A 21,509-nucleotide genomic window follows, 5' to 3' on the forward strand; every position below is an offset into this window, starting at 1 on the left:
GAGCAGTTGGCTTTTAACCAATTGGTCGAAGGTTCGAATCCTTCACGACCCACCATCCAGAACTCCGCTTGAAAACGCCAAGCTCGCCAATATCCAGCTTCAGTCGATTCGCAATATCCAAGCTAATTTAGCCAATACTTTTCTACTTTTGTCTCATAGACCTATTGCCAATGTTTCAATTCTGTTAAACATCGGATAGTGCTTCTTGCTTTCTCAATCTGTCTTGGCAGTTGTGTTTTTTGCCGGATGGGTTGGCATAACAACAAGGAGACAATCCAAGATGAAACAAGCAAGACTCACCGGGGTATGCGCTGCAACCCTTCTGGCTCTGGGTGGTTTGGGGACGGCTCAGGCATCGGTATTGGAAAAGACTGACGTGCAGTTTGGCGGCTATCTCAAGGCCGATATCATGTTCAGCGATTACAGTAATGGCGCGCCCGACTCCAACAACGTCTCACGCCAGTTCTATGTGCCCGGCGCCATCTATGGGGTAGATGGCAACGGCAATCAGGTGACCGACTTCCAGGCGCGGGAAACCCGTTTTAACTTCAAGACGGTAACAGATCTCGACGGCCACACTCTCACCGGCTTTATTGAGCTGGACTTCATGACTCATACCGATGGTGATGAGCGGGTATCCAACAGCTATTCACCGCGCATTCGTCACGCCTTTATCAGCTATGACAACTGGACCATAGGCCAGACCTGGACCACTTTTATGAACCCGGGGGCACTGCCGGAAAACCTTGATTTTGTCGGTGCTACCGAAGGGACTCCCTTTGCCCGTCAGGCGCAGCTGAGATACAGCAATGGTGGCTTTCAAATCGCCATTGAAAACCCGGAAACTACCATTACTCCCTATGGCGGTGGCAGCCGGATCACCAGTGGCAATGGGGTGATGCCGGATCTTATCGCCCGTTATAACTTCAAGACCTCAGGCGGCGCCAGTTTCTCTGTGATGGGGATGCTGAGGCAGCTCGAACTGGAGACCCGTATTGCCAATCAGGATATAGACAGCACTGAGCTCGGCTATGGCGCCAGCGTGGCCGGGATCATTCCTGTGGGCCGTGATGATATCCGTTTCACCGCCACCTATGGCGAAGGCTTGGGCCGCTATGTGGCGCTGAACTTTGCCAATGGCGCGGTACTGGACAACAACAACGACCTGCAGGCGATAGAATCCTACTCAGGCTTTGTGTCTTATCGTCATTGGTGGAGCGAACAGTGGCGTTCAAGCCTTACCTTGTCCGCTTTCAGCGCCGATAACGATGTGTCTCTGACCGGAGGCAGCGCCAATAAGGAATCCTATTCAGGTTATATCAACCTGCTTTACTCGCCGGTGAAGGCACTGACCTTTGGGGTAGAGTATATGTATGCCAAGAACGAGCGGGAAAATGGCACAGATGGTGAGCTTAACCGGGTCACCTTCTCGGCCAAATACGTGCTCTAACCCTTGTTGCGACCGGGAGCTGTGACTCCCTACTTGTGACTCCCTATTTATACTCTTAGCCAAGCCACCTCAGGGTGGCTTGCTTTATTCGGTGGCTACCTAAATATCAGGCAATTGTGAAATCTGCCTCAAAGGTTTAGGGGCTGTAATGAATGACATGGTTCCCCTTCATTGCAAACTCCGGTCATAGAGGTTCATCAACGCCAGAAGCAGGCAATGGCCCATTATGTTGGTTATCGTTGCGCTGAGCTTACCAAACACTAATTCGCTATTCATGCCATTGATAACATGTGAGGAGTCATTCTTCACATGTTAATGCTTCGGGGTCAACTGGAGGAGGTACTTGAAATGTATGAGCGGCTTACATAGGTAACCCGTTTAAGCCGATTCTGAGGCAAGCTGAAAGTAAAAAAAATGCCCCTCCAGGAGGGGCAATAGGAGGAAGTAAGCTTTTACTCTGTACGGTTGAGTCGCGACTCAATCAGAGTATCAATCACGGCTGGGTCGGCCAGAGTTGATGCATCTCCAAGGTTGGTTATCTCGTTGGCGGCAATCTTGCGCAGGAAGCGGCGCATGATCTTGCCGGAGCGGGTCTTGGGCAGGCCGCCGGCGAATTGGATAAGATCCGGGGTCGCCAGGGCGCCAATCTCTTTGCGCACCCATTGTCTCAGCTGTTGTCTCAGCTCTTCGGTGGCTTCTATGCCCTTGGTCAGCGTGACATAGGCGTAGATCCCCTGGCCCTTGATGTCATGGGGGTAACCCACAACCGCAGCCTCGGCCACCAGATCGTGCGCCACCAGTGCGCTTTCAATCTCGGCGGTACCTAACCGGTGACCAGAGACGTTAATCACGTCATCGACCCGACCTGTGATCCAGTAGTAGCCATCTTCATCACGGCGGGCACCGTCACCGGTGAAATACATGCCGCGGAAGGTTTTGAAGTAGGTCAGGGCAAAGCGCTCATGATCACCGTAAACCGTGCGCATCTGTCCCGGCCAGGAATCCAGCATCACCAGGTTGCCCTCGGTAGCGCCTTCCAGAATATTGCCCATGTTGTCTACCAGCGCAGGTTGCACCCCGAAGAAGGGACGGGTGGCCGAGCCAGGCTTGGTGTCCGTGGCACCGGGCAGCGGACTGATTAGAATGCCGCCGGTTTCGGTTTGCCACCAGGTATCGACAATCGGGCAATGCTCATGACCTATGACCTCGTGATACCAGCGCCAGGCCTCAGGGTTGATGGGTTCGCCCACAGAGCCCATGATCCGCAGCGAGCTGCCGTCAAACTGGTCAAACTGCTCCTTGCCTTCGGCCATCAGGGCACGGATAAGCGTGGGGGCCGTGTAGAGTATGTTGACCTGATGGCGGTCAATCATCTCGCCCAGGCGGGCAGGGCTTGGGTAGTTGGGCACACCTTCGTGAATAAGCACTGTGGCGCCATTGGCCAGCGGGCCGTAAATCATATAGCTGTGGCCGGTGATCCAGCCCACATCTGCGGTGCACCAGTAGACTTCGCCCTGCTTGTAGTCGAACACATATTCGTGGGTCATGGAGGCGTACACCATGTAGCCGCCCGTGGTGTGCAGTACACCCTTGGGGTTACCGGTAGAGCCTGAGGTGTAGAGCAGGAACAATGGATCCTCGGCGCCCATCTCTTCCACTTCGCAATGCTCGGAAGCGGTTTCGGTCAGCGATTCCCACCAGACATCACGACCATCGACCCAGTTGATACCATTGCCGGTGCGTTTGAGCACTATCACCTTCTCAACCGTGGTGACATCCGGATGGGCCAGCGCCTCGTCGATATTGCGCTTGAGTGGGATGGCCCGGCCACCACGCAGACCTTCGTCTGCGGTCAAAATCACCTTGGAGCGGCCATCTATGATACGTGAAGCGATGGAATCCGGGGAAAAACCACCGAATACCACGGAATGCACGGCGCCGATGCGGGCACAGGCCAGCATGGCGATGGCGGCTTCCGGCACCATGGGCATATACATGGTGACCACGTCACCGCGGCGCACGCCCTGGCTTTTGAGGGCGTTGGCAAATTTGCACACTTCTGTGTGCAGCTGGCTGTAGCTCAGGGTGCGTTGATCTTTGGCATCATCGCCTTCCCAGATGATGGCGGTCTGGTCGCCCAGTTTCTCCAGGTGGCGGTCGAGGCAGTTGGCCGAGGCGTTCAGTGTGCCGTCGTAGAACCAGTTGATGGACAGGTTGTGATCGTCAAATGAGGTTTTCTTGACCTTGGTATAGGGCTTGATCCAGTCGATACGTTTTCCATGTTCACGCCAGAAACCTTCGGGGTTAACCACGGACTCCTGGTACATTTTCTTATATTTTTCATCATTTACCAGTGCATTGGCCGCAATTGCTGCGGGCACTTTATAAAGAGACTGAGTGCTCATTTGGCTTCCCTTTGTTTTTGTCATGCGTGAGCCAAAGTATGGGATGCTTGCCGGTGCCGTCTCTATTAGACATTGGTCTAGTTCTGAAAAAATGTTATTTATTAACCGGTTATTGCGTTTAAAACGAACAGCTTGAAGTGCTTGAGCCGGCGCCGTTTTTTAGGGAAGGTGTGAATAAGTCCTCGCGGCACTCTGGCTTACACAGCAATTGGCGTTCAAGGCATCTGACTGAAGGCATGCCGGGGCCTGTCGAAGTCGGATAACGCAGAGAGCCGGTTGCTGTGTAAGCCCCGAAGGGCGTGGCTTACAGGCCTGCCTGCTGTGTTGTGCTTCTTACAAAGGACTAAGGCCATTTGCTGCGAACCACGCCTTGCATCCATGCCCGTAAGCCGACGCAGAGCACGCATGGGACTTGTTCGCACCTTCCTTAGCTTTTCAGGGCATTGAAAGCCGCCTGAAAACGCCGGGTTTCTGCCTCTGCAAAGTAAGGGAACATGAACGCATACCAAGGCAGCGGTTCATCAAAGCCATTGGCTGGTGTAATCTAGCCGGGATAACAACAGTCGCCGACGGATACGGCGACAATAAAGAGAACCCTATGAATCTGACCCTTTTTGTGGCGGTGATCGCCGTCTGTTATGTCTGTTTGCTGTTTCTGCTTGCCTGGGGCGCGGAGCGTTGGTTCAGTGGTGTCACCCGCAGGTTGCAGAAATGGATCTACGCCCTCAGCCTGGCGGTGTATTGCTCCTCCTGGAGTTTTCTCGGTACGGTTGGCCAGTCGGCCAATGATTTTTGGTCCTATCTGCATATCTTTATCGGCCCCATCATCATTTTTACCCTGGGCTTTGGCATGCTGCGCAAAATGGTGGTGGTGTCCAAGGCGCAAAATATCACCTCGGTGGCCGACTTTATAGCCGCCCGCTACGGCAAGTCGCAGCCGCTGGCGGTGATCATCACTCTCATTGCCCTGTTCGGCATCATGCCCTATATCGCGCTGCAGCTGAAAGCCATGGTATTCAGCCTAAGCCTGTTCCAAAGCCCGGATGATCCGCTCGATGGCGCCAAAGTCGCGCTTATCATCGCCGTGCTGCTGGCCATCTTTGCCATCCTCTTCGGCACCCGCAAACTGGATGCCACTGAGCATAACCCGGGGATGATGCTGGCTATCGCCTTTGAATCCTTGGTGAAACTGGCCGCCTTTGTGTTGGTGGGCGGCATAGTGGTCTTCGGGGTATTCGGCGGCTTTGGCGACCTCTGGAGCCAGGCCAGCGCCAAGGGGGTAATAGTCAATCCCAATCTAAGGCTCGAAGCGCTGATGCCCGAGCTGATAGTCGGTATGGCGGCTTTTCTCTGTATGCCGCGCCAGTTCCACGTAATGGTGGTCGAGGCAGAAGGCGAGCAGACTCTGTCCAAGGCGCGCTGGTTGTTCCCCCTCTATATCGGTCTGTTCGGCCTGTTTGTAGGGCCGCTGGCACTGGCGGGTAAGGTGCTGCTCGGCGACAGTGTCTCTGCCGATACCTATGTGATCAATCTGCCGCTGGCGCTGGACGCACCTTGGCTGGCGATAGTGGCGCTGCTGGGAACCCTCTCGGCCGCCACTGGCATGGTGATAGTGGCTGTGGTGACCATCAGTGTGATGATAAGCAACGAGTGGCTGGTGCCGGTACTCTTGCGTACCGGGCAGATCCGTCGCAAGAACTTTAGCCAGTTTTCCCAGCAACTGCTCTATGCCAGACGTCTTTCCATCGCGCTTATCCTGGCTTTCGGGTATTTCAGTTACCTGAGCTTTGAGAGCAGTGATTCTCTGTCCAACCTGGGCATGCTGTCTTTCGGCGCCTTTGCCCAGTTGGCACCGGCCTTGGTGGGCGGGCTCTACTGGAAACATGGCAATCGCGCCGGGGTGTTTCTCGGCATGGCGGCGGGCTTCGGCCTGTGGGGCTTTTTGCTGCTCAAGGGCTCTGGCGCTTGGGAAGGCGTGCTGGTAGGTCAATTTGAACTGTTAAAGGCGCTTAAGCCCAATGTCAACGATACCCTGTTGGCACTCGGCGCCAACCTGATTGGCTATATCGGCGGCTCTATCTGGCTGCGCGCCGGCTTGGTGGAGCGTATTCAGGCCAGCGCCTTTGTCACCCCGGGTGAACTCAAAAACACAGGTAATCGCAAGACAGGCCCCATCAGCCAGCAGGACTTGCTTATCCTGGCCAGCCGCTTTGTCAGCCCGACCCGGGCCTATGAGAGTTTCTCGCGCTTTTCTGCCGATGCGGTGCGCAGCGACAGCTGGCACAAGACCGCATCGCCCGAGCTTATTGCCCATACCGAGCACATGCTGGCCGGGGTGCTGGGGGCTTCCAGCGCTTCTTTGGTGATGGACTCAGTGTTGCAGGGGCGGGATCTGGCCCTCGATGAAGTCTTCAGCCTGGTGGATGAGGCTTCATCGAAGATTATTCTCAGTCAGGACATGCTGCGCGCCGCCATAGAACACGCCTACGAGGGTATGAGCGTGGTGGACAAAGATCTCAACCTGGTGGCCTGGAACTACCGCTATGTAGAGCTTTACGACTATCCGGAGGATTTCCTGCAACCGGGCATGCCCATCAGCGAGGTGATACGTTTCAATGCCTCCCGTGGCTACTGCGGCCCGGGGGATGTGAATGAGCATGTCGAGCGCCGGGTACAGCATATGCGTAACGGCACCGCCCACAGCTCAGAGCGGCGCAGGCGCGATGGCAAGGTGATCAAAATTCAAGGCAATCCCATGCCGGACGGCGGTTTTGTGATGACCTTTACCGACATTACCCAATATCGTGAGCAGCAACAGGCGCTGGAGCAGGTTAACGAGACCCTGGAGGCCAGAGTCAAGGAGCGCACCTATGAGCTGGCGCTGCTCAATAGCAAGCTGCTCGAAGCCAAGGCCCAGGAGGAGATGGCCAACGCTTCCAAGAGCCGTTTCCTGGCGGCGGTGGGGCATGACTTAATGCAGCCGCTCAATGCGGCCAGGTTGTTTACCGCCTCTTTGAGTCAGTATCCCGGGCTGGACAGGGAAGGGCGACTGACCCTCTCCCATGTCAACAGCTCACTGAAAACCGCCGGTGAACTGCTGACCGATCTTTTGGATATCTCCAAGCTGGATTCCGGCATGGTGGAGGTAAAACGGCGCGACTTTGCCATCTCCGAAGTGCTCAACGCCCTGGCGGTGGAGTTTGAGGCCATGGCCAAAGACTGCCAGATCCGCTTTGCCATGATGCCCTGCAGCCTGACGGTCAATTCAGACCCGTCACTGCTGCGGCGGGTGCTGCAGAACTTTCTCACCAACGCCTATCGCTATGCCAAGGGTGGACGGGTGCTGATGGGCTGTCGCCGCCGCGGCAGTGAGCTTGAGGTGCAGGTGCTGGATACCGGTTGCGGCATCGAAGCCGGGCAGCTTAGGGAGATATTTCACGAGTTCAAGCGCCTGGATAACCCCCATTCAAACAGTGTCAACGGCCTGGGGCTTGGGCTGGCGATAGCCGACAGAATAAGCAAAGTGCTGGAGCATGATATCCGCGTCTCTTCGGTGCAGGGCAAGGGCTCTGTATTTGCCATTCGGGTGCCGCTGGGGGCCACTGTCAGCGTGCCGCAGCCCAAGGCCATCTCTTCTGTGTTGCAACCGCTCGCCGGGGTCAAGGTGCTGTGTATCGACAACGAAGAGGCTATCCTCGCCGGGCTCGAAAGCCTGTTGAGCCGCTGGCAGTGCGAGGTGATCTGCGCCCGGGATCTGAGTGATGCCAGGATCAAGCTGGGGCTCAAAGGGGTGGCGCCGGATATCATGCTGGCGGATTATCATCTGGATAAGGGGCAAAACGGCGTCGATGCCATGGATGAGCTCAGGGCGCTGTATGGGCAACATCTGCCCGGCATTTTGATCACCGCCAACACCCGTAAGGATCTGGTGGAGGATGTCGAGCGCCGCGGTTACCACTATATGGCCAAGATGATTAAACCGGCGGCGCTCAGGGCCTTGATCTCAAGCCTGGTAAAGAAGGCGTAATTCAAAAGCTCAGTGAAATAGCCTTTGGAAACAGGGCCTGATTTATTGGCGATAGATCAGGCTCTGTATTTTAGTGGGTCACTTCTGTCTGTGCCTATATCTGTGCCTGTGTCTGCGCCGGAACCCCGGCGTATCCTGCCGCTCGCCAAGGGCGATAAGCCAGGCCGTAGCTCAAGGTCGCCATGATCCAACCGATAAGGGCGCTGGCGATATCGTGGGATAAAAAGTGGGCGCCGCGAAACTCCTGACACAGACTGAACACAGCGCCTATCAGCAATACCGCGCCGAGTAACTTAAAGCGCCATTCCGGCTTCAAGACCAACGCCAGATAATAAAGTCCCACCCAGGCAAAGGCGCCGCTGGAGTGGCCGCCGGGGAAACACTGGCCCAATTCAGTGTCAACACTCAGGCTCATGGGGAAGGGCAGATAAGGCTGCTGGCCACCAAATAAACTGAGATCCCAGGGGCAGGCAACATTGGTCATGCTCTTGCCGATACGCACCAAAAGCACGGTTGCCAGGGCGCTTATAAACAGCATCAGCAAGGGCCGGCGCCAGCGCTTCATTGAGGCTTTGAAACTGCTCAATACCAGGGTCGACAGCAACACAACTGCCGCCAGCACCACCAGATCCCGTCCTCCTGTGTGCAGCAGTTTGTCTGCGACAAAGGCATGGCGCCAGGGCCAGGCCGTGTTGGTGCCCTCAAATGCCAACATCCACTGTGCCAGCAGCAGGTCGGCATTAGTGATGTGCAGCAAGATAAGCAGGCCAAGCCCTACCGATAACGGCAACAGCAGATGATGTTTGAACCAGTGTTGAAAACTCAGCGGGTGGCTTGCAATGGGCATTGTGATTCCTGTGACATAGTGCGAGTTGAGACAGAGTCGCAGCTGAGATCTGCGAAATAAAAAGCCTGAAAAAGTGGGCGTAGAACTCATGGCCCGGTTGGTGGATAGGAATTATTCTGGCCGGCTCAGATTAAGGTCTGCTTAAGGCCGGGCGTTTTTGTCTCAATCGCCCGGAATGGCGTATTGCAATGAGTTGAAACAAAACCTTTTTTGCGTATTTTTTTACCACTGGTTATGTTACAGGGGTAGCTCTGCTATGGCGCTGGTTAAGTTGCGGTTTTGGCGGGGGATCCCCACAGGTTTGCTGGTATTCAAATACAAGGAACAGGAATGAAGCTCAATAAACTCTTTTGGCTGACGGCCCTTGCGCTAGGCAGCCCCAATTTGCTGGCTGCCGAGGCCAAACTCCTGCGGGAGCCGGATCTTCGCGGTGATACTCTGGTGTTTGCCTACGCCAAGGATATCTGGAAAGTGTCGCTCAAGGGCGGCGAGGCGGTGCGCCTCACCAGTTTCCAGGGGCAGGAGATGCAACCCAAGCTGTCGCCGGACGGCAAATGGGTGGCCTTTACCGGCGACTATGAGGGCAATCAGGATATCTACCTGCTGCCGATTGCCGGTGGCGAGCCCAAACGCCTGACCTTCCACCCGGATGTGGATCAGCTGGTGGGCTGGAGCCCGGACAGCAAGTCGGTATTGCTGCGCTCCGGCAGGGCCAATGCCCCGAGGGGCTGGCAGCAGCTGTTTACCCTGTCCATCGAGGGCGGCAATCCCAAGCCTTTACCCATGAACCGCGCCTTTGACGGCAGTTTCTCTGCCGATGGCAAGCAGCTGGTTTACCGCCGCGCCGGTCTTTGGGATCCGGGCTGGCGTAACTACCGCGGCGGCCAGAATCAGCCGCTCAGGTTGATTTCGCTCGATAGCCTGGAGGAAAAAGATCTGCCCTGGGACAACACCCAGGATCTCGAGCCCCAGTGGCACGGCGACTATATCTATTTCCTCTCCAACCGCTCCCAGGTCACCAATATCTTTCGGGTAGCGGCCAAAGGCGGCGAGCCGGAGCAGGTGACCTATTACCAGGATGCCGATGTCAAAGGCTTTACCCTGGATAACGACACTCTGGTATACGAATACCGCGGTGAGCTGGTGAAAAAGTCGCTGGCTAATACCAATTCCAACGACAAGGGTGAGGCACTGGCCATCAGCCTGCATGCCGATTTCCCCTGGGTGCGGCCACGCTTTGAAGAGGTCGAAAAGCAGATAGAGTCGGCGGCCATTTCGCCTACCGGTAAGCGCGCCTTGTTTGTGGCCCGCGGCGATGTATTTACCGTGCCCGTGGAGCACGGCGATGCCCGTAATCTTACTGAAAGCTCAGACAGCCGCGAAGTAGGCGCCGCCTGGTCCAACGGCGGCAAACAGTTGGCCTGGTTCTCCGACAAGAGCGGCGAATATCGCCTGGTGATAGCCGATCAACTCGGCAAGCCGCAGCAAGAGATCAAACTGGCCGAAAAAGGCTTCTATAGCGGGCTTATCTGGTCGCCCGATGATAAACAGCTGGTGTTCAGCGATCAGCGCCAGCAACTCTGGCTGGCAGACTTGTCCAAGGGTAAGGCGCAGGTTATCGACAGCCAGCCGGTAGTGAACCCCGACTGGGAAATGGCCCCCAGCTGGTCGCCTGACAGCCGTTATCTGGCTTACAGCAAGCAGGATGACAGCTTTTTCCGCAGTCTCTACCTGTTCGATACCCGCAATAATCAGAGTAACAGAATTACCCAGGGCATGGCCGATGTGCGTTACCCAGTGTGGGACAGCGCCGGCGACAAGCTCTATTTTGCCGCCAGTACCGACTATGGCCCTCACGCCGCCTGGTTGGATATGACCTCGGTTGCCTTCACCCCGACTTACGGCCTCTATACCATGCTGCTCAATACCCGCACCGAGGCGCCCATGCTGCCAAGAAGCGACGAGGAAGAGGGCAGCGGTACTGAAGAGGAAGCCAAAGGCTCAGATGCGCCGCCTGCGGTGCGAATCGATCTCAACGGTATAGCGCAGCGGGTGCTGCCTCTGGGTGAAAGCGGTAAAATCCACAGCCTGAGCGCCGGTAAGCCAGGTGAGCTGTTCTATATGCAGGATTTGGATGAAACCACAGAGCTTCGCAAGTACAGCACTGAGGAACGTAAGGCCGATACCCTGGCCGGTGATGTCGATGAGTATCATCTGAGCCACGACGGCGAGAGCCTGCTGGTGAAAATCGGCGACAACTGGCAGCAATTTGCCGGCGCCGCGCCGATGGGGGACGATGCCAAGACCCTTAACGTCAAGCTGACGGCCCGTATCGATCCCAAGGCAGAGTGGCAGCAAATCTTCCGCGAAGCCTGGCGTTTCCAGCGCGATTACTTCTATGTCAGTAATCTGCACGGCGCCGATTGGGACGCGGTATACAAGGAGTTCCAGCCACTGGTCGCCCATGTGCGCCACGGCGCTGACATGACCTATCTGCTCGATAACATGGGCGCCGAAACCTCTGTGGGCCACTCCTTTACCAATGATGGCGATCTGCCGGAAATTGCCGACAACCGCACCGGTCTGCTCGGCGCCGATATTGAGGCGACCGACAAGGGTTACCGCTTCAGCCGCATCTATCGCGGCGAAAACTGGTATCCGGCGGACCAAGGCAGTGCGCCGCTGGCTCTCTATCCCCAGGTCAAGGCGGGCCAGTATCTGCTGGCAGTCAACGGCAAACCGCTGGATAACAAGGCCAACTTCTATCAGGCCTTCCAGGGGACTCTCGGTAAACAAACCCGTCTCAGCATCAGCCCGGATGGCAGCGACAAAAAAGCCTTTGAGGTGACTGTGGTGCCAACGGCCAGCGAACAGGCATTGAGACGTAACGCCTGGGTCGAGGATAACCGCAAGCGGGTGGATGAAGCTTCCGGTGGCAAACTGGCTTATGTTTGGGTTCCGGACACGGGTGAGAACGGTTTCAGTTACTTCAACCGCTACTTCTTCGCCCAGAATCAGCGCCAGGGGGTGATCATAGATGAGCGCTTCAACCACGGCGGTTACATTGCCGAGTACATCATAGATGTGCTGCGCCGCGAGCGTAACGGCTACTTCAATAACCAGATGGCCGGTGATCACCCCATGACCAGCCCGGGCAGCGGTATCTGGGGGCCCAAGGTAATGTTGATCAACGAAGTCTCCGGCTCGGGCGGCGACATGCTCCCTTATATGTTCCGCTATTACCAAGTGGGCAAGCTGGTGGGTAAACGCACCTGGGGTGGCCTGGTTGGCATCTGGGGTGTGCCTTCCCTGATGGATGGCGGCCATATCACGGCGCCGCGCAGCGGTTTCTTCAGTATCGACGGCCAGTGGCGGGTCGAGAACGAAGGTGTGGCCCCGGATGTGGAAGTCGAGCAGTGGACCAAAGACACAGCCAAAGGCATAGATCCTCAGCTGGAAAAGGCCATCGCCATAGCCTTGGATGAGCTGAAATCTGCTGCGCCGGTGAAGCTGCCACAGCCCGCCGATCCTGTGCGGGTGCCTCAGGTGAAATAGCCCTGTGACATGGCTAGGATGAAATAGCTCAGGGGAAAATAGCCCAATAACTTGCGCCGCTTGCCTCAGTCTTACTTACAGGCAAGCGGCGCTTTTTGTTGGAAAACTATCAAAACTCAGCCAATTATTTTGCAAAAAAATAACCAAGACAGGCTTTTATGGTTTTTGTCAAAAACTTGACCTTTGGCTAATTGTCTTAACAAACGGGACTGGGTATTGTGTAACTAATTCAAGTGCTTATCTTTAGCGCTTCCTTAAGCTCAAAGTCGGTGGCAGTGGTATTTTTCCGTTTTCAGCGGAATTCAGGGACGAACAACATTCGCGCCCGTGCGGTAGCTATGAGGGTTAATCAGCTTTTGTAGGACGCTTGCTCATCGAATAAAGATAGTAGCTATGATTAACTTGGCGCTTCAAATCAGTTGATCTAAAGGGCTTACGGTTCCGGCATAGTGCTGGCCAAGCACATGTGTGTATATTTGGGTTGTTTTCAGATCATTGTGCCCCAACAGCTCTTGGACGCTTCTGATGTCTCGGCCAGCCTGCACAGATGAGTCGCGAAGGAATGCCTGAAGGTATGGCATGTGACCCTTTTCGCAATACCTGACTTGATTACTGCGGCGCTGAGGGCTTTCCGAATGACGCTTTGATGTAAATGGTGTCTACACATAGTCTGTGTGTAAGGGTGTTGGCTAATGGCCGTTGAGGGGAAAACAAACATCCATCCCGGACGTCTATATGCAGAGGGATACTTACGCTCCAGAGCATAGGGTAAAGATGGGCCAATTCCTCTTTCGTTATCACGCGACTGTAAAGTATGAGCTTGTTCCATAAACACAGGTAATTGAAATGCACAGCGTTGGCTTAATATCGTCTGCCTGTCTTTACGTCCTTTACCGTCCCGTATGGTTAAGGCCAATTGAACGAGATCAATATCCTGGATCCGTAACCTAAGGCATTCAGATACTCTGAGTCCACTGCCATAGAGTAATTCAATGATCAACCTGTCACGCCCGCACAACTGCTGAAGGATGAGCTTGATTTCATCCGGGTGCAATACTGTTGGGAGTTGTCGTTGCTTACTGGCATAACGAAAACCTAAGTTGCCAAGTTCTTGATGCAAGTACTTGTGATATAAGTAAACTAATGCATTCAACGCCATCTTTTGGGTATTGATTGCCACATTACGTTGGTTGGCAATGTAACTCAAAAACTGGCCAACTTCGTTCGTTCCCATAGTCTCTGGGTGGCGTTTATCGTGAAATAGAATAAAAGCCTTGATCCAATAGAGATAGGCTTTCTCAGTCTTAACACTATAACCGCGCATCCGCATGGTTTCCCGAACAGAAGTTAAAAAAGGACTTGGACTGGTCATTGCGAGCACCTGGAAACTGTTTTTTTATACAGTATTGTTGAGGTTTTGACAAAATGCCCAGAAATTTGGAGATAATTTTGCGCGTTATTTCTGCAGCATCACAAAAAATAACTTAAAATTCATAAAGATATAAAACCATTTTGGTAGATAATAGGTTTGGAAACCGCGCATGCGCGTTTTGCTGCAAGGGATATTCGGGCTAAACTCTGTTATATTTAACTAATACAAAGAGATAGCGATGCGCGTTTACACTCCTCCGATGACTAAAACGCGCATGCGCACTATACAGCTGTTATGACTCTAGGAAGGTGCTGTGTCTGAAGATACAAAATTAAGTTCAAATACAACCGTTGCTGAATACAAAGCAATGGTTGCGCGAAGTGACAAAGATGCAATAGCTAATTTTATTTTGGAGAGGTTTACCGAGCGATATATTACGCCGTTCTCTGATAAAGAAATTAAACATGGATTTAGCATGATGTCAGTATCCTGCTTGATGATTGAATCGTTAGAATCATTTAGGCAAGGTTGGCCAAACTCCAATAGCAGAAGTGCTCTTGCCTTTGCTTACTTTTTTGACCGTTCTGAACATTTTGAAGAACTTAGAGGTAATCATCAAGCTTTTTACAAACATATTAGATGCGGGTTGTTACATCAAGCAGAGACTACGGGAGGCTGGAAAATTAATCGAAAGGCTTCGTCTCTTGTAAATACCGAACAAAAAGTCATAAACGCAACAAAGTTTATGGAGTGCTTAAAAAAAGATCTTGTTGATTATGTTGAGTTACTAAAAAGTGATGAATGGGACTCACAAATATGGAAAAAGACAAGAGCTAAAATCAATCACATTTGTAAGCAGTGCGAATCATAACAAATCCAGTCAGAGGGACAGCCAAACCGCTACGCGCTTTGTCTGCCCCTGCTGGTGGCGTTAGGCTTATCAGAGGAAATGTCTCAATAATGAACGATGAATTAGCTCAAGTCTTCGGGTATGAGAGTGCAGAAGATTACAAGCGCTCGATGGCGGAACGTGAAGAATTGCATACCAAATCGGAAAAGCTCTACGGCAAACAACCGAACGAATGGCCAACAATAACAATTAATTGGGATTATCGCCCTGAATCTCAGCGATATTGCTTTGACGGTTTAAGTAAGTCTGAATTTGATGAATTTTACCCAAATGGACTAGTTTTAGGGCATATGCCTCTAAAAGAGTTTGATAGATATTTGTGCCATTTTAGTCGTAGAGATGGAGATGAACTTTGGAAAGTTGGCAGTCAATCTAAGTTGGCAAAAATGATTGTATATTTATCTGAGGGTAAACCAATCACGCCACCAGTCATAAAGCCTGTTGAAAATAGTGAAGTCATTTTCCAAGGCGGGCATCATCGCTATGCTGTTGCAAAAGCTATTGGGCTTGGAGAAATTCCCATCTATGCGTACAGAGAGAGCGTCGACGAATTAAATAGGTTCATGAACATACGTTGGGCATAAGCCTAACAAACGACTATGGCGTCAATCCTTTATTTTGGGCGGTGTTTTGGTCCCACATGATGCCATCTCGAAGCATAGAGTTTAGGATGACCACCATCTTGCGAACGCAGGCAATAATCGCCACTTTCTTTGGTTTCCCAGCCTCAAGAAATCGCTAGAACGGCAACAAGGACACCCACAATTAGCTGAGTAAAAGCTTTAGTCATGTCTGTGTTACAGAAAGGCAGATGTTTCCATTGAAAGAACTTTGTTTTTCAAGCCGTTGAGGGATGTTCGGTTATAGAAGTGAGTGCAAGAATTACGGGGCGGTTTTATTTAGTTCTATTTAACGTAAAGGCCTGTGCATATTTGCGAACTAACAGATGCTTATGCTGCAACACAGCCAGTGATTCCACACCGGACACCGGGTATCTCCTTCCAGGACGCACTGACACAGTGTCTAATATGAATAAATTTTCGAATGTCTAACGATAGGGATATCAAGGAATGGCCTTGCGGCATCGGGTTTCTTTGGAAATCACGAGTACAACGACAAGTGATCTTCTATTCGCCGTCGCTATTTACGTTAAATTGGCCTGCAGTTCCATTTCGCTGTGAATCTTGTGAGGGCTCATAGCCTGCATTTTTTGCCAAAAGGGGCTGTTTAAAAAACGTTTTTCCTGCTGATAGTAATGAGCACGCATGGCCAGATAATGCTGGTAGCGCTGGGTGAGCATTTGCTGATATTGCATCAGACCATGGTGAGTGTCATGACCTGATGTTTTGAATATACCCGCGATGATATCTGCACAGGTGACACCGTCGGCCATGGCTTTGATGATCCCGCCTGAGGTGATGGGATCGAATGTGCAGGCAGCATCACCAATGGCAAGCCAGTTTTTGCCTGTGGCAGGGTTTAAACAAAATGAGGAGGCTGGATAGCGTTTAGGCTGGGTATCTTCGGGAGTGACTCCCTGCAGCAGCGCCTTGGTATTGGGAGTACCGGCTACAAGGACACCTACCGGCTACAAGGACACCTACCGGCTACAAGGACACCCACAATTAGCTGAGTAAAAGCTTTAGTCATGTCTGTGTTACAGAAAGGCAGATGTTTCCATTGAAAGAACTTTGTTTTTCAAGCCCTTAAGGGGCGTTCGGTTATAGGAGCGAGTGCAAGAATTATGGGGCGGTTTTATTTAGTTCTATTTAACGTAAAGGCCTGTGCATATTTGCTAAATAGCCGATCTTAATACAGCAACACAGCCAGTGATTCCACACCAGACACGGGGTATCTCCTTCCTGGACGCACTGACACGGTGTCTAATATGAATAAATTTTCGAATGTCTAACGATAGGGATATCAAGGAATGGCCTTGCGGCATCGGGTTTCTTTGGAAATCACGAGTACAACGACAAGTGATCTTCTATTCGCCGTCGCTATTTACGTTAAATTGGCCTGCAGTTCCATTTCGCTTTGAATCTTGTGAGGGCTCATAGCCTGCATTTTTTGCCAAAAGGGGCTGTTTAAAAAACGTTTTTCCTGCTGATAGTAATGAGCGCGCATGGCCAGATAATGCTGGTAGCGCTGGATGAGCATTTGCTGATATTGCATCAGACCATGGTGAGTGTCATGACCTGATGTTTTGAATATACCCGCGATGATATCTGCACAGGTGACACCGTCGGCCATGGCTTTGATGATCCCGCCTGAGGTGATGGGATCGAATGTACAGGCAGCATCACCAATGGCAAGCCAGTTTTTGCCTGTGGCAGGGTTTAAACAAAATGAGGAGGCTGGATAGCGTTTAGGCTGGGTATCTTCGGGAGTGACTCCCTGCAGCAGCGCCTTGGTATTGGGAGAGTTAACCAGGATATCGAGCCAGTTGTTTGTCTCATGAAGCTTGAGTGTTTTAGCTGTTTGGGGATCCGTCGTTAAGCTTATCAGTACTCTGTCATTTGGCAGACGGGCGGCATACCACCAGCCATTTTCAACAGCTTCAAGGTGTGTTTGCTGTGACAAAGGATAGTGTTTATCTGTGATGATAAAGCGGCGTCCCAGGCTTACCAGGGCATGGTTTGATTGTTTTTTACTTCCCTGGGTTTGGGCGAAGCTGGCGCGTGCCCCGCTGGCATCAACGACGAACTTGGCATTGAGTTGATGTTCAGCCCCCTGTCTATCAAGCGTTAAATGATGGTACTTATCATTGACAAGCCTGCCAGTTTTAAATTGGCATTGGGTTAACAAGGTTACACCTGCACTTTGAGCCTGCTCGGCTAAAAAACGATTAAATTTTTGGCGATTAAGGTGCCAGCCATGCCCATAGGGACTGAGCAAACTGTCGTTAAAGCCATTGCGATTATCTCCCCACCATGAGCGACTGCCATAGCAGGGTTGGTGTTGCTGCTTGACAAATGCTGACCAGATCTTGAGTTGATGAAACAGCTGTTTGGTTTGCGGGGGAATACTCTCACCGATGCGAAACTGCTGATAATCAGAAGACTCAATGATGACAATGTCATCTATCCCCTGTTGGATTAAGCGAATGGCGCAGCAGCAACCGGCTGGACCACCACCTATGATGGCAACTTGAGTAGCAGTGGCTGAAGCTGAATAATTGTTCATAGGCTGTTTTATCTATCTATTGTGCTGCTCTGGCACTGCAGTTGATGCAGGCCAGAGCATTTTGAGATTACTTCTCTGGTGGATAGACAGGGTCGGTAACCGTATTGTCCCAAGGCATAACCAGGTTGCTGTCGTCTTGGCTAAAACCACTTTGGACTTCCAGGTAATAGTTAGGGTCTAAGTGCGCCGGGTATCCATCGATGGCGGCCCCTTGGATCACGACACCGATATTTTGCCAGTTGTTGAGGATCCCGTGACGATCCTGATATCGACCGACATTAGAAGCGGGTGAGTTGTTTAATTTACCCTGAGCATCGAAGGTGAGTTGTTGTCCACTGGCACTGGTTCCTTGCCCCCTGACCGAGTAACGCTGTAATGGCAGGGTGTTATCATTGCGTTTGGCTACATCCTCATAGGTGTAAACGGCAACGGGTCTTTGGGCAGGCCAGGACCAAAACAGACTGGTATTGATATTACCGCCGTAGATATTACTTTCTGTGATAACTCCACCCGGATTAGGTGCGGGGGTATGGGTGGCACAGGAGTTATAATCCGTATGCCAGGGAATGGCCATGAATTTACATAAATCCCCCGGTTGTATGGGGTGGCTGCGCAGTGGAACATAACCGACACCCAGAAATGGGCTGCCTTTAGTGGCGACGGCATAATTTAATGGCTGGCGATTGATTCTAAAGGGGCCAATATTCGGGTTTTGCCAGTCAGCGTTATACAGCTTAGTGTCCCGTACGATAAAGGTGAGATCGATACCCGGGCTAAAACGGCCACCCAAACAGTTCATTAGTACGGCTCTATCCAGGGCTTCACCCTCATTTAATGGGGTTGTCATGCTTGGAGCCGAGGTGGAACATAATCCCTTAGCCCATTGTTGCATAAGGAAGTATTGGCTGTTACTTAAGGTGAGAAAGCTCTTATTGGCATCCCCCAGAGAGAGGGGCATCATCGGGGAGCCGTCTTCAAGATGATTGTTCTCATCTGCGCTGGGTTTGCGCATAAAAGACATGATGTCAAACTGAGGTTTGTTTTTAGTGAGTTTATCGATTTGCCGATGACTTTTGATGGCACTGTCAGGCAGGTTAGTGTTCCACATTTGCATGGAGGCCGCCCTCAGTATGGGCTGAATGTCCTGGGCAAAGTCGGGAACATACTCAGGGTTGTAGGCATTATTTTGATATAAGCCTGGGTTGAGATTGAATGCTTCTACCCAGGTGGTGTAGATATCATCCCACAGGCTAACAACATTGAGTGTTTGCGGCGCATATGCCGGATCTGTGCTAACAACCCAGGCGCTGTTTTCCAGTGTCTGATAACTGCCATCATCAAAGAGCAATACGGCGGTGACAGGGCCATCTGCGGTATCATCGAGCCAGTTGTTATTATCGACATCCATATCCAATTTTGCATTGGGATCGGCATTGCCCAGTTGATCAAAGCCACAGGCTTTACCAAAGCCGCCAAGCACCACCAGACGTCCGTTGGTTTCGGTTTGGATCTCTCCTAAATAGTCGATACGAGTGTTGGGATCATCATTGCCAGCCGTTGCTGGGTAAGATTGGGGATAGTCCGGTAGAGGGATAACTGCATTTGTGTGTTGGTCCCAGTAACTGGCCTGGGTGCTTGGGTTGAATTGAGCCGTCTGTCTTTTATTCGTACTTATGGTGCGAGGACCGGCATCAATGACTAATTTTTGCAGACGTACAGTATCGGCCGGGTTGTCCGTTTGATTAAAACTGGGATTGCGCAGGGGCGGTGTCTTGCCATCTTGATAGAGAATGATCCCTAAATTAGCGCTCTCATCCATTTCCCAGCAGTTTGCTTTCTTATTGGCAAGATGCACTGTCCAGATGATATCTGTGACGCGTTTACCATCGACTTCACTGCCAATGGTTACCTCCTGTGCTTGCGGCGCAGGATAACTTGGGCTGTTTTTATGTGGATATTGATAAATTTTAAACCTTGCTCCTTGTCGTTTGAGACGCCCCTGGCTGTCACGAATGTCTGAGCTGCTAATAGGGGTGTTGTCTGTGCCCGCTTTAATGGGGAGTCCCCCTGTGAGTGTTTGTCCGGGTTGCGGCATTGCAGCTATGGTTTGTGGTTCGATGTAGTAGTCCATACTGTTGCCGACGCGGGCAAAGCCTATAGTTGGGTGAATGCGTAAACTGACGGTCATAATTAATTCCTTTTAACTGAGTGGCCGTTGAGGTAGTTCTTTAACAGTATGTGGCTGGTATTGATATTTTTTCCTGCCAGAGGCGCTGTTTTTTCCGGGGTATCTGTTACCGCAGTGGTGTTGTGACAGGAGAAACATTCATTGGCTGAGCGTTGATTTTGAGTGAAGGTTTCGATAGTGGAATTTGATAGCCGCGTAGACCCAATCAGTAAGTTTGTTTCGGCATCGGGATCCATGTTCGGACTCCAGTCTGGGGTAAGATGGTCTTCTTTACTGAACCAGACGGCACCTATCTCAAGGTAGTTACGCCAGATAGAATCTTTAGGCATTAATTGATGCACGTTATCATTGAGACTGATAATGGCTTGAACATTTTCTTTGGCCTTCTTTGGATTTGGCAGATTATCAACCGTTCCTTGTGCGTATTGCAGACATGTCTGAGTTACCGCAGCCATGGTTTGGGTCTTGGTATCGAGCTTTAATATGGCATTCATGCCGGCGTTGTTGGTATTACAGTCTTTGGCTAAGGTGTTGGCTTTATAAAAGAGATAGTCCTTATCGGAAACAATTTTGTTGGGTGACTGCCCTTTGGCAAAGGTGGGAGCATTGTCTTTAAATTCGAATGTGGCCCAGATGGCTTCGGGGTGCTTATTGACGTATACCGCAATATGGAAACCCACCAAGGCAACTTGAGTCATCTCCTGTTGTGCATTCTCAGGGATCACCACCTGACCGTTATCGACGGTCAGCAGTTGTATCGGGGCTTTGGTGGTATATAAACCAGAGGTGTCTTCACCGGGCTGGACAATCTTCCAAGCGGCCTTGAGTGACATAGCGCCATTGGGGAAATTAAGTTTATTATCAGCTTGTTGCATCCCACTTTGGGTATAGAGTTTGTGTTTTATGACAAAGTCACGGTAGATATCGTTGATCATCATGCTGGTATATAACGCCCGTCCATGTTGGTCGATTAAAATTCCATTTGAACCCGCCTGGTTGACACCTCCCAGCAAATGGTTACCAGGCTGACTGTCAGGATAGATCCCGGTATCAGAATAGAAGGTTTCAAAGCGGAGTTTTCCTTCGTCAGCTTGTTCGGTTAACCAGATGAAGCTTCGCCAGGAGAATTGATGGAAGTCACATATGGTGGAATCATCAAAATTATCGGCAGCGATCTTGGGGTTGAATTTACCTTCAAACCATGACGCATCTGCGGTACAGTTTGCGGTTGGCGAGTATTCATCGGCCCAGCCTGAGAAGCTGAAAAGGCTTAATGTGCTCATGCTCAACACCGTCAACATGAGCTTACTTAACATCCTTGTTTTGTTCATAAATCCTCTCAAAATTGTCTATTAACAGATAAAGCTAAGCTCATCCTTAGCTTAGTATGGTTTATTATCCCGTGTTTATATCATCAGCACGAGGGACATCTTTATCTTTTAATTTAAGATAAAGAGTATAGTTCAAATTGATAGGGGCGCAATTTATGCCGGTGAAATTTGTGGAACTTAAGTCTGCTATTTTTTCTCTTTGAAAAGCAAGTAAATTTAGATGCTGATTTCAAATGTC

General features: G+C 51.5%; 12 protein-coding genes and 2 pseudogenes. 6 read left to right on the top strand and 8 right to left on the bottom strand.

The features are described 5' to 3' along the window. Window positions 1-199, top strand: a 199-nt coding sequence (locus ON072_RS15200; RefSeq protein ID WP_274626091.1) for a hypothetical protein, incomplete at its 5' end; no start/stop codon positions are given. Between the two features lie 81 nt (window positions 200-280). Then, window positions 281-1,450, top strand: a complete 1,170-nt coding sequence (locus ON072_RS15205; protein WP_208141812.1) for a DcaP family trimeric outer membrane transporter — start codon at window positions 281-283, stop codon at window positions 1,448-1,450. Between the two features lie 452 nt (window positions 1,451-1,902). Here ON072_RS15205 and acs read toward each other — a convergent pair whose 3' ends face one another. Next, window positions 1,903-3,855, bottom strand: coding sequence for an acetate--CoA ligase (acs, locus tag ON072_RS15210; protein ID WP_208156327.1), 1,953 nt, complete (start codon window positions 3,853-3,855; stop codon window positions 1,903-1,905). Window positions 3,856-4,453: 598 nt separating this feature from the next. On the opposite strand from acs, the gene ON072_RS15215 reads away from it, so the two are divergent. After that, the gene (locus tag ON072_RS15215) at window positions 4,454-7,882 is read left to right on the top strand and encodes a hybrid sensor histidine kinase/response regulator (protein ID WP_261753043.1); all 3,429 of its coding nucleotides are present in this window, start codon (window positions 4,454-4,456) and stop codon (window positions 7,880-7,882) included. Window positions 7,883-7,976: 94 nt separating this feature from the next. Here the strand turns inward: ON072_RS15215 and ON072_RS15220 are convergent, their stop codons facing one another. Further along, complete coding sequence (locus ON072_RS15220; RefSeq protein WP_261753042.1) at window positions 7,977-8,729, bottom strand: phosphatase PAP2 family protein; 753 nt, start codon at window positions 8,727-8,729, stop codon at window positions 7,977-7,979. Window positions 8,730-9,059: 330 nt separating this feature from the next. Between ON072_RS15220 and ON072_RS15225 the strand changes: the two genes are divergently transcribed. Continuing rightward, complete coding sequence (locus ON072_RS15225; RefSeq protein ID WP_107004928.1) at window positions 9,060-12,284, top strand: S41 family peptidase; 3,225 nt, start codon at window positions 9,060-9,062, stop codon at window positions 12,282-12,284. Window positions 12,285-12,694: 410 nt separating this feature from the next. Here the strand turns inward: ON072_RS15225 and ON072_RS15230 are convergent. Next, a pseudogene (locus ON072_RS15230) lies at window positions 12,695-13,656 on the bottom strand (integron integrase). A gap of 313 nt (window positions 13,657-13,969) precedes the next feature. On the opposite strand from ON072_RS15230, the gene ON072_RS15235 reads away from it, so the two are divergent. After that, on the top strand, window positions 13,970-14,527 hold the full coding sequence (locus ON072_RS15235) for a hypothetical protein (RefSeq protein WP_107004927.1): 558 nt from the start codon (window positions 13,970-13,972) through the stop codon (window positions 14,525-14,527). A gap of 89 nt (window positions 14,528-14,616) precedes the next feature. Beyond that, window positions 14,617-15,150, top strand: coding sequence for a hypothetical protein (locus ON072_RS15240; protein WP_011080376.1), 534 nt, complete (start codon window positions 14,617-14,619; stop codon window positions 15,148-15,150). Between the two features lie 13 nt (window positions 15,151-15,163). On the opposite strand, the pseudogene ON072_RS15245 reads toward ON072_RS15240, so the two are convergent. From ON072_RS15245 to ON072_RS15265, 5 genes and pseudogenes are all read right to left on the bottom strand, one after another. Continuing rightward, window positions 15,164-15,304 (bottom strand): annotated as a pseudogene (locus tag ON072_RS15245) (IS110 family transposase); the annotation flags it as partial. 406 nt (window positions 15,305-15,710) lie between these two features. Then, the gene (locus tag ON072_RS15250) at window positions 15,711-16,112 is read right to left on the bottom strand and encodes an NAD(P)/FAD-dependent oxidoreductase (RefSeq protein WP_144222244.1); all 402 of its coding nucleotides are present in this window, start codon (window positions 16,110-16,112) and stop codon (window positions 15,711-15,713) included. Window positions 16,113-16,570: 458 nt separating this feature from the next. After that, window positions 16,571-17,752, bottom strand: a complete 1,182-nt coding sequence (locus ON072_RS15255; RefSeq protein ID WP_273643738.1) for an NAD(P)/FAD-dependent oxidoreductase — start codon at window positions 17,750-17,752, stop codon at window positions 16,571-16,573. A gap of 67 nt (window positions 17,753-17,819) precedes the next feature. Further along, window positions 17,820-19,940 (bottom strand): LodA/GoxA family CTQ-dependent oxidase, encoded by a 2,121-nt coding sequence (locus tag ON072_RS15260; protein WP_107004926.1) that lies wholly within the window; start codon window positions 19,938-19,940, stop codon window positions 17,820-17,822. A gap of 2 nt (window positions 19,941-19,942) precedes the next feature. Continuing rightward, window positions 19,943-21,223 (bottom strand): hypothetical protein, encoded by a 1,281-nt coding sequence (locus tag ON072_RS15265; protein WP_144128439.1) that lies wholly within the window; start codon window positions 21,221-21,223, stop codon window positions 19,943-19,945. Window positions 21,224-21,509 lie beyond the last annotated feature (286 nt).

Source organism: Shewanella sp. K8 (assembly GCF_028823715.1).
Lineage (GTDB): Bacteria > Pseudomonadota > Gammaproteobacteria > Enterobacterales > Shewanellaceae > Shewanella > Shewanella algae.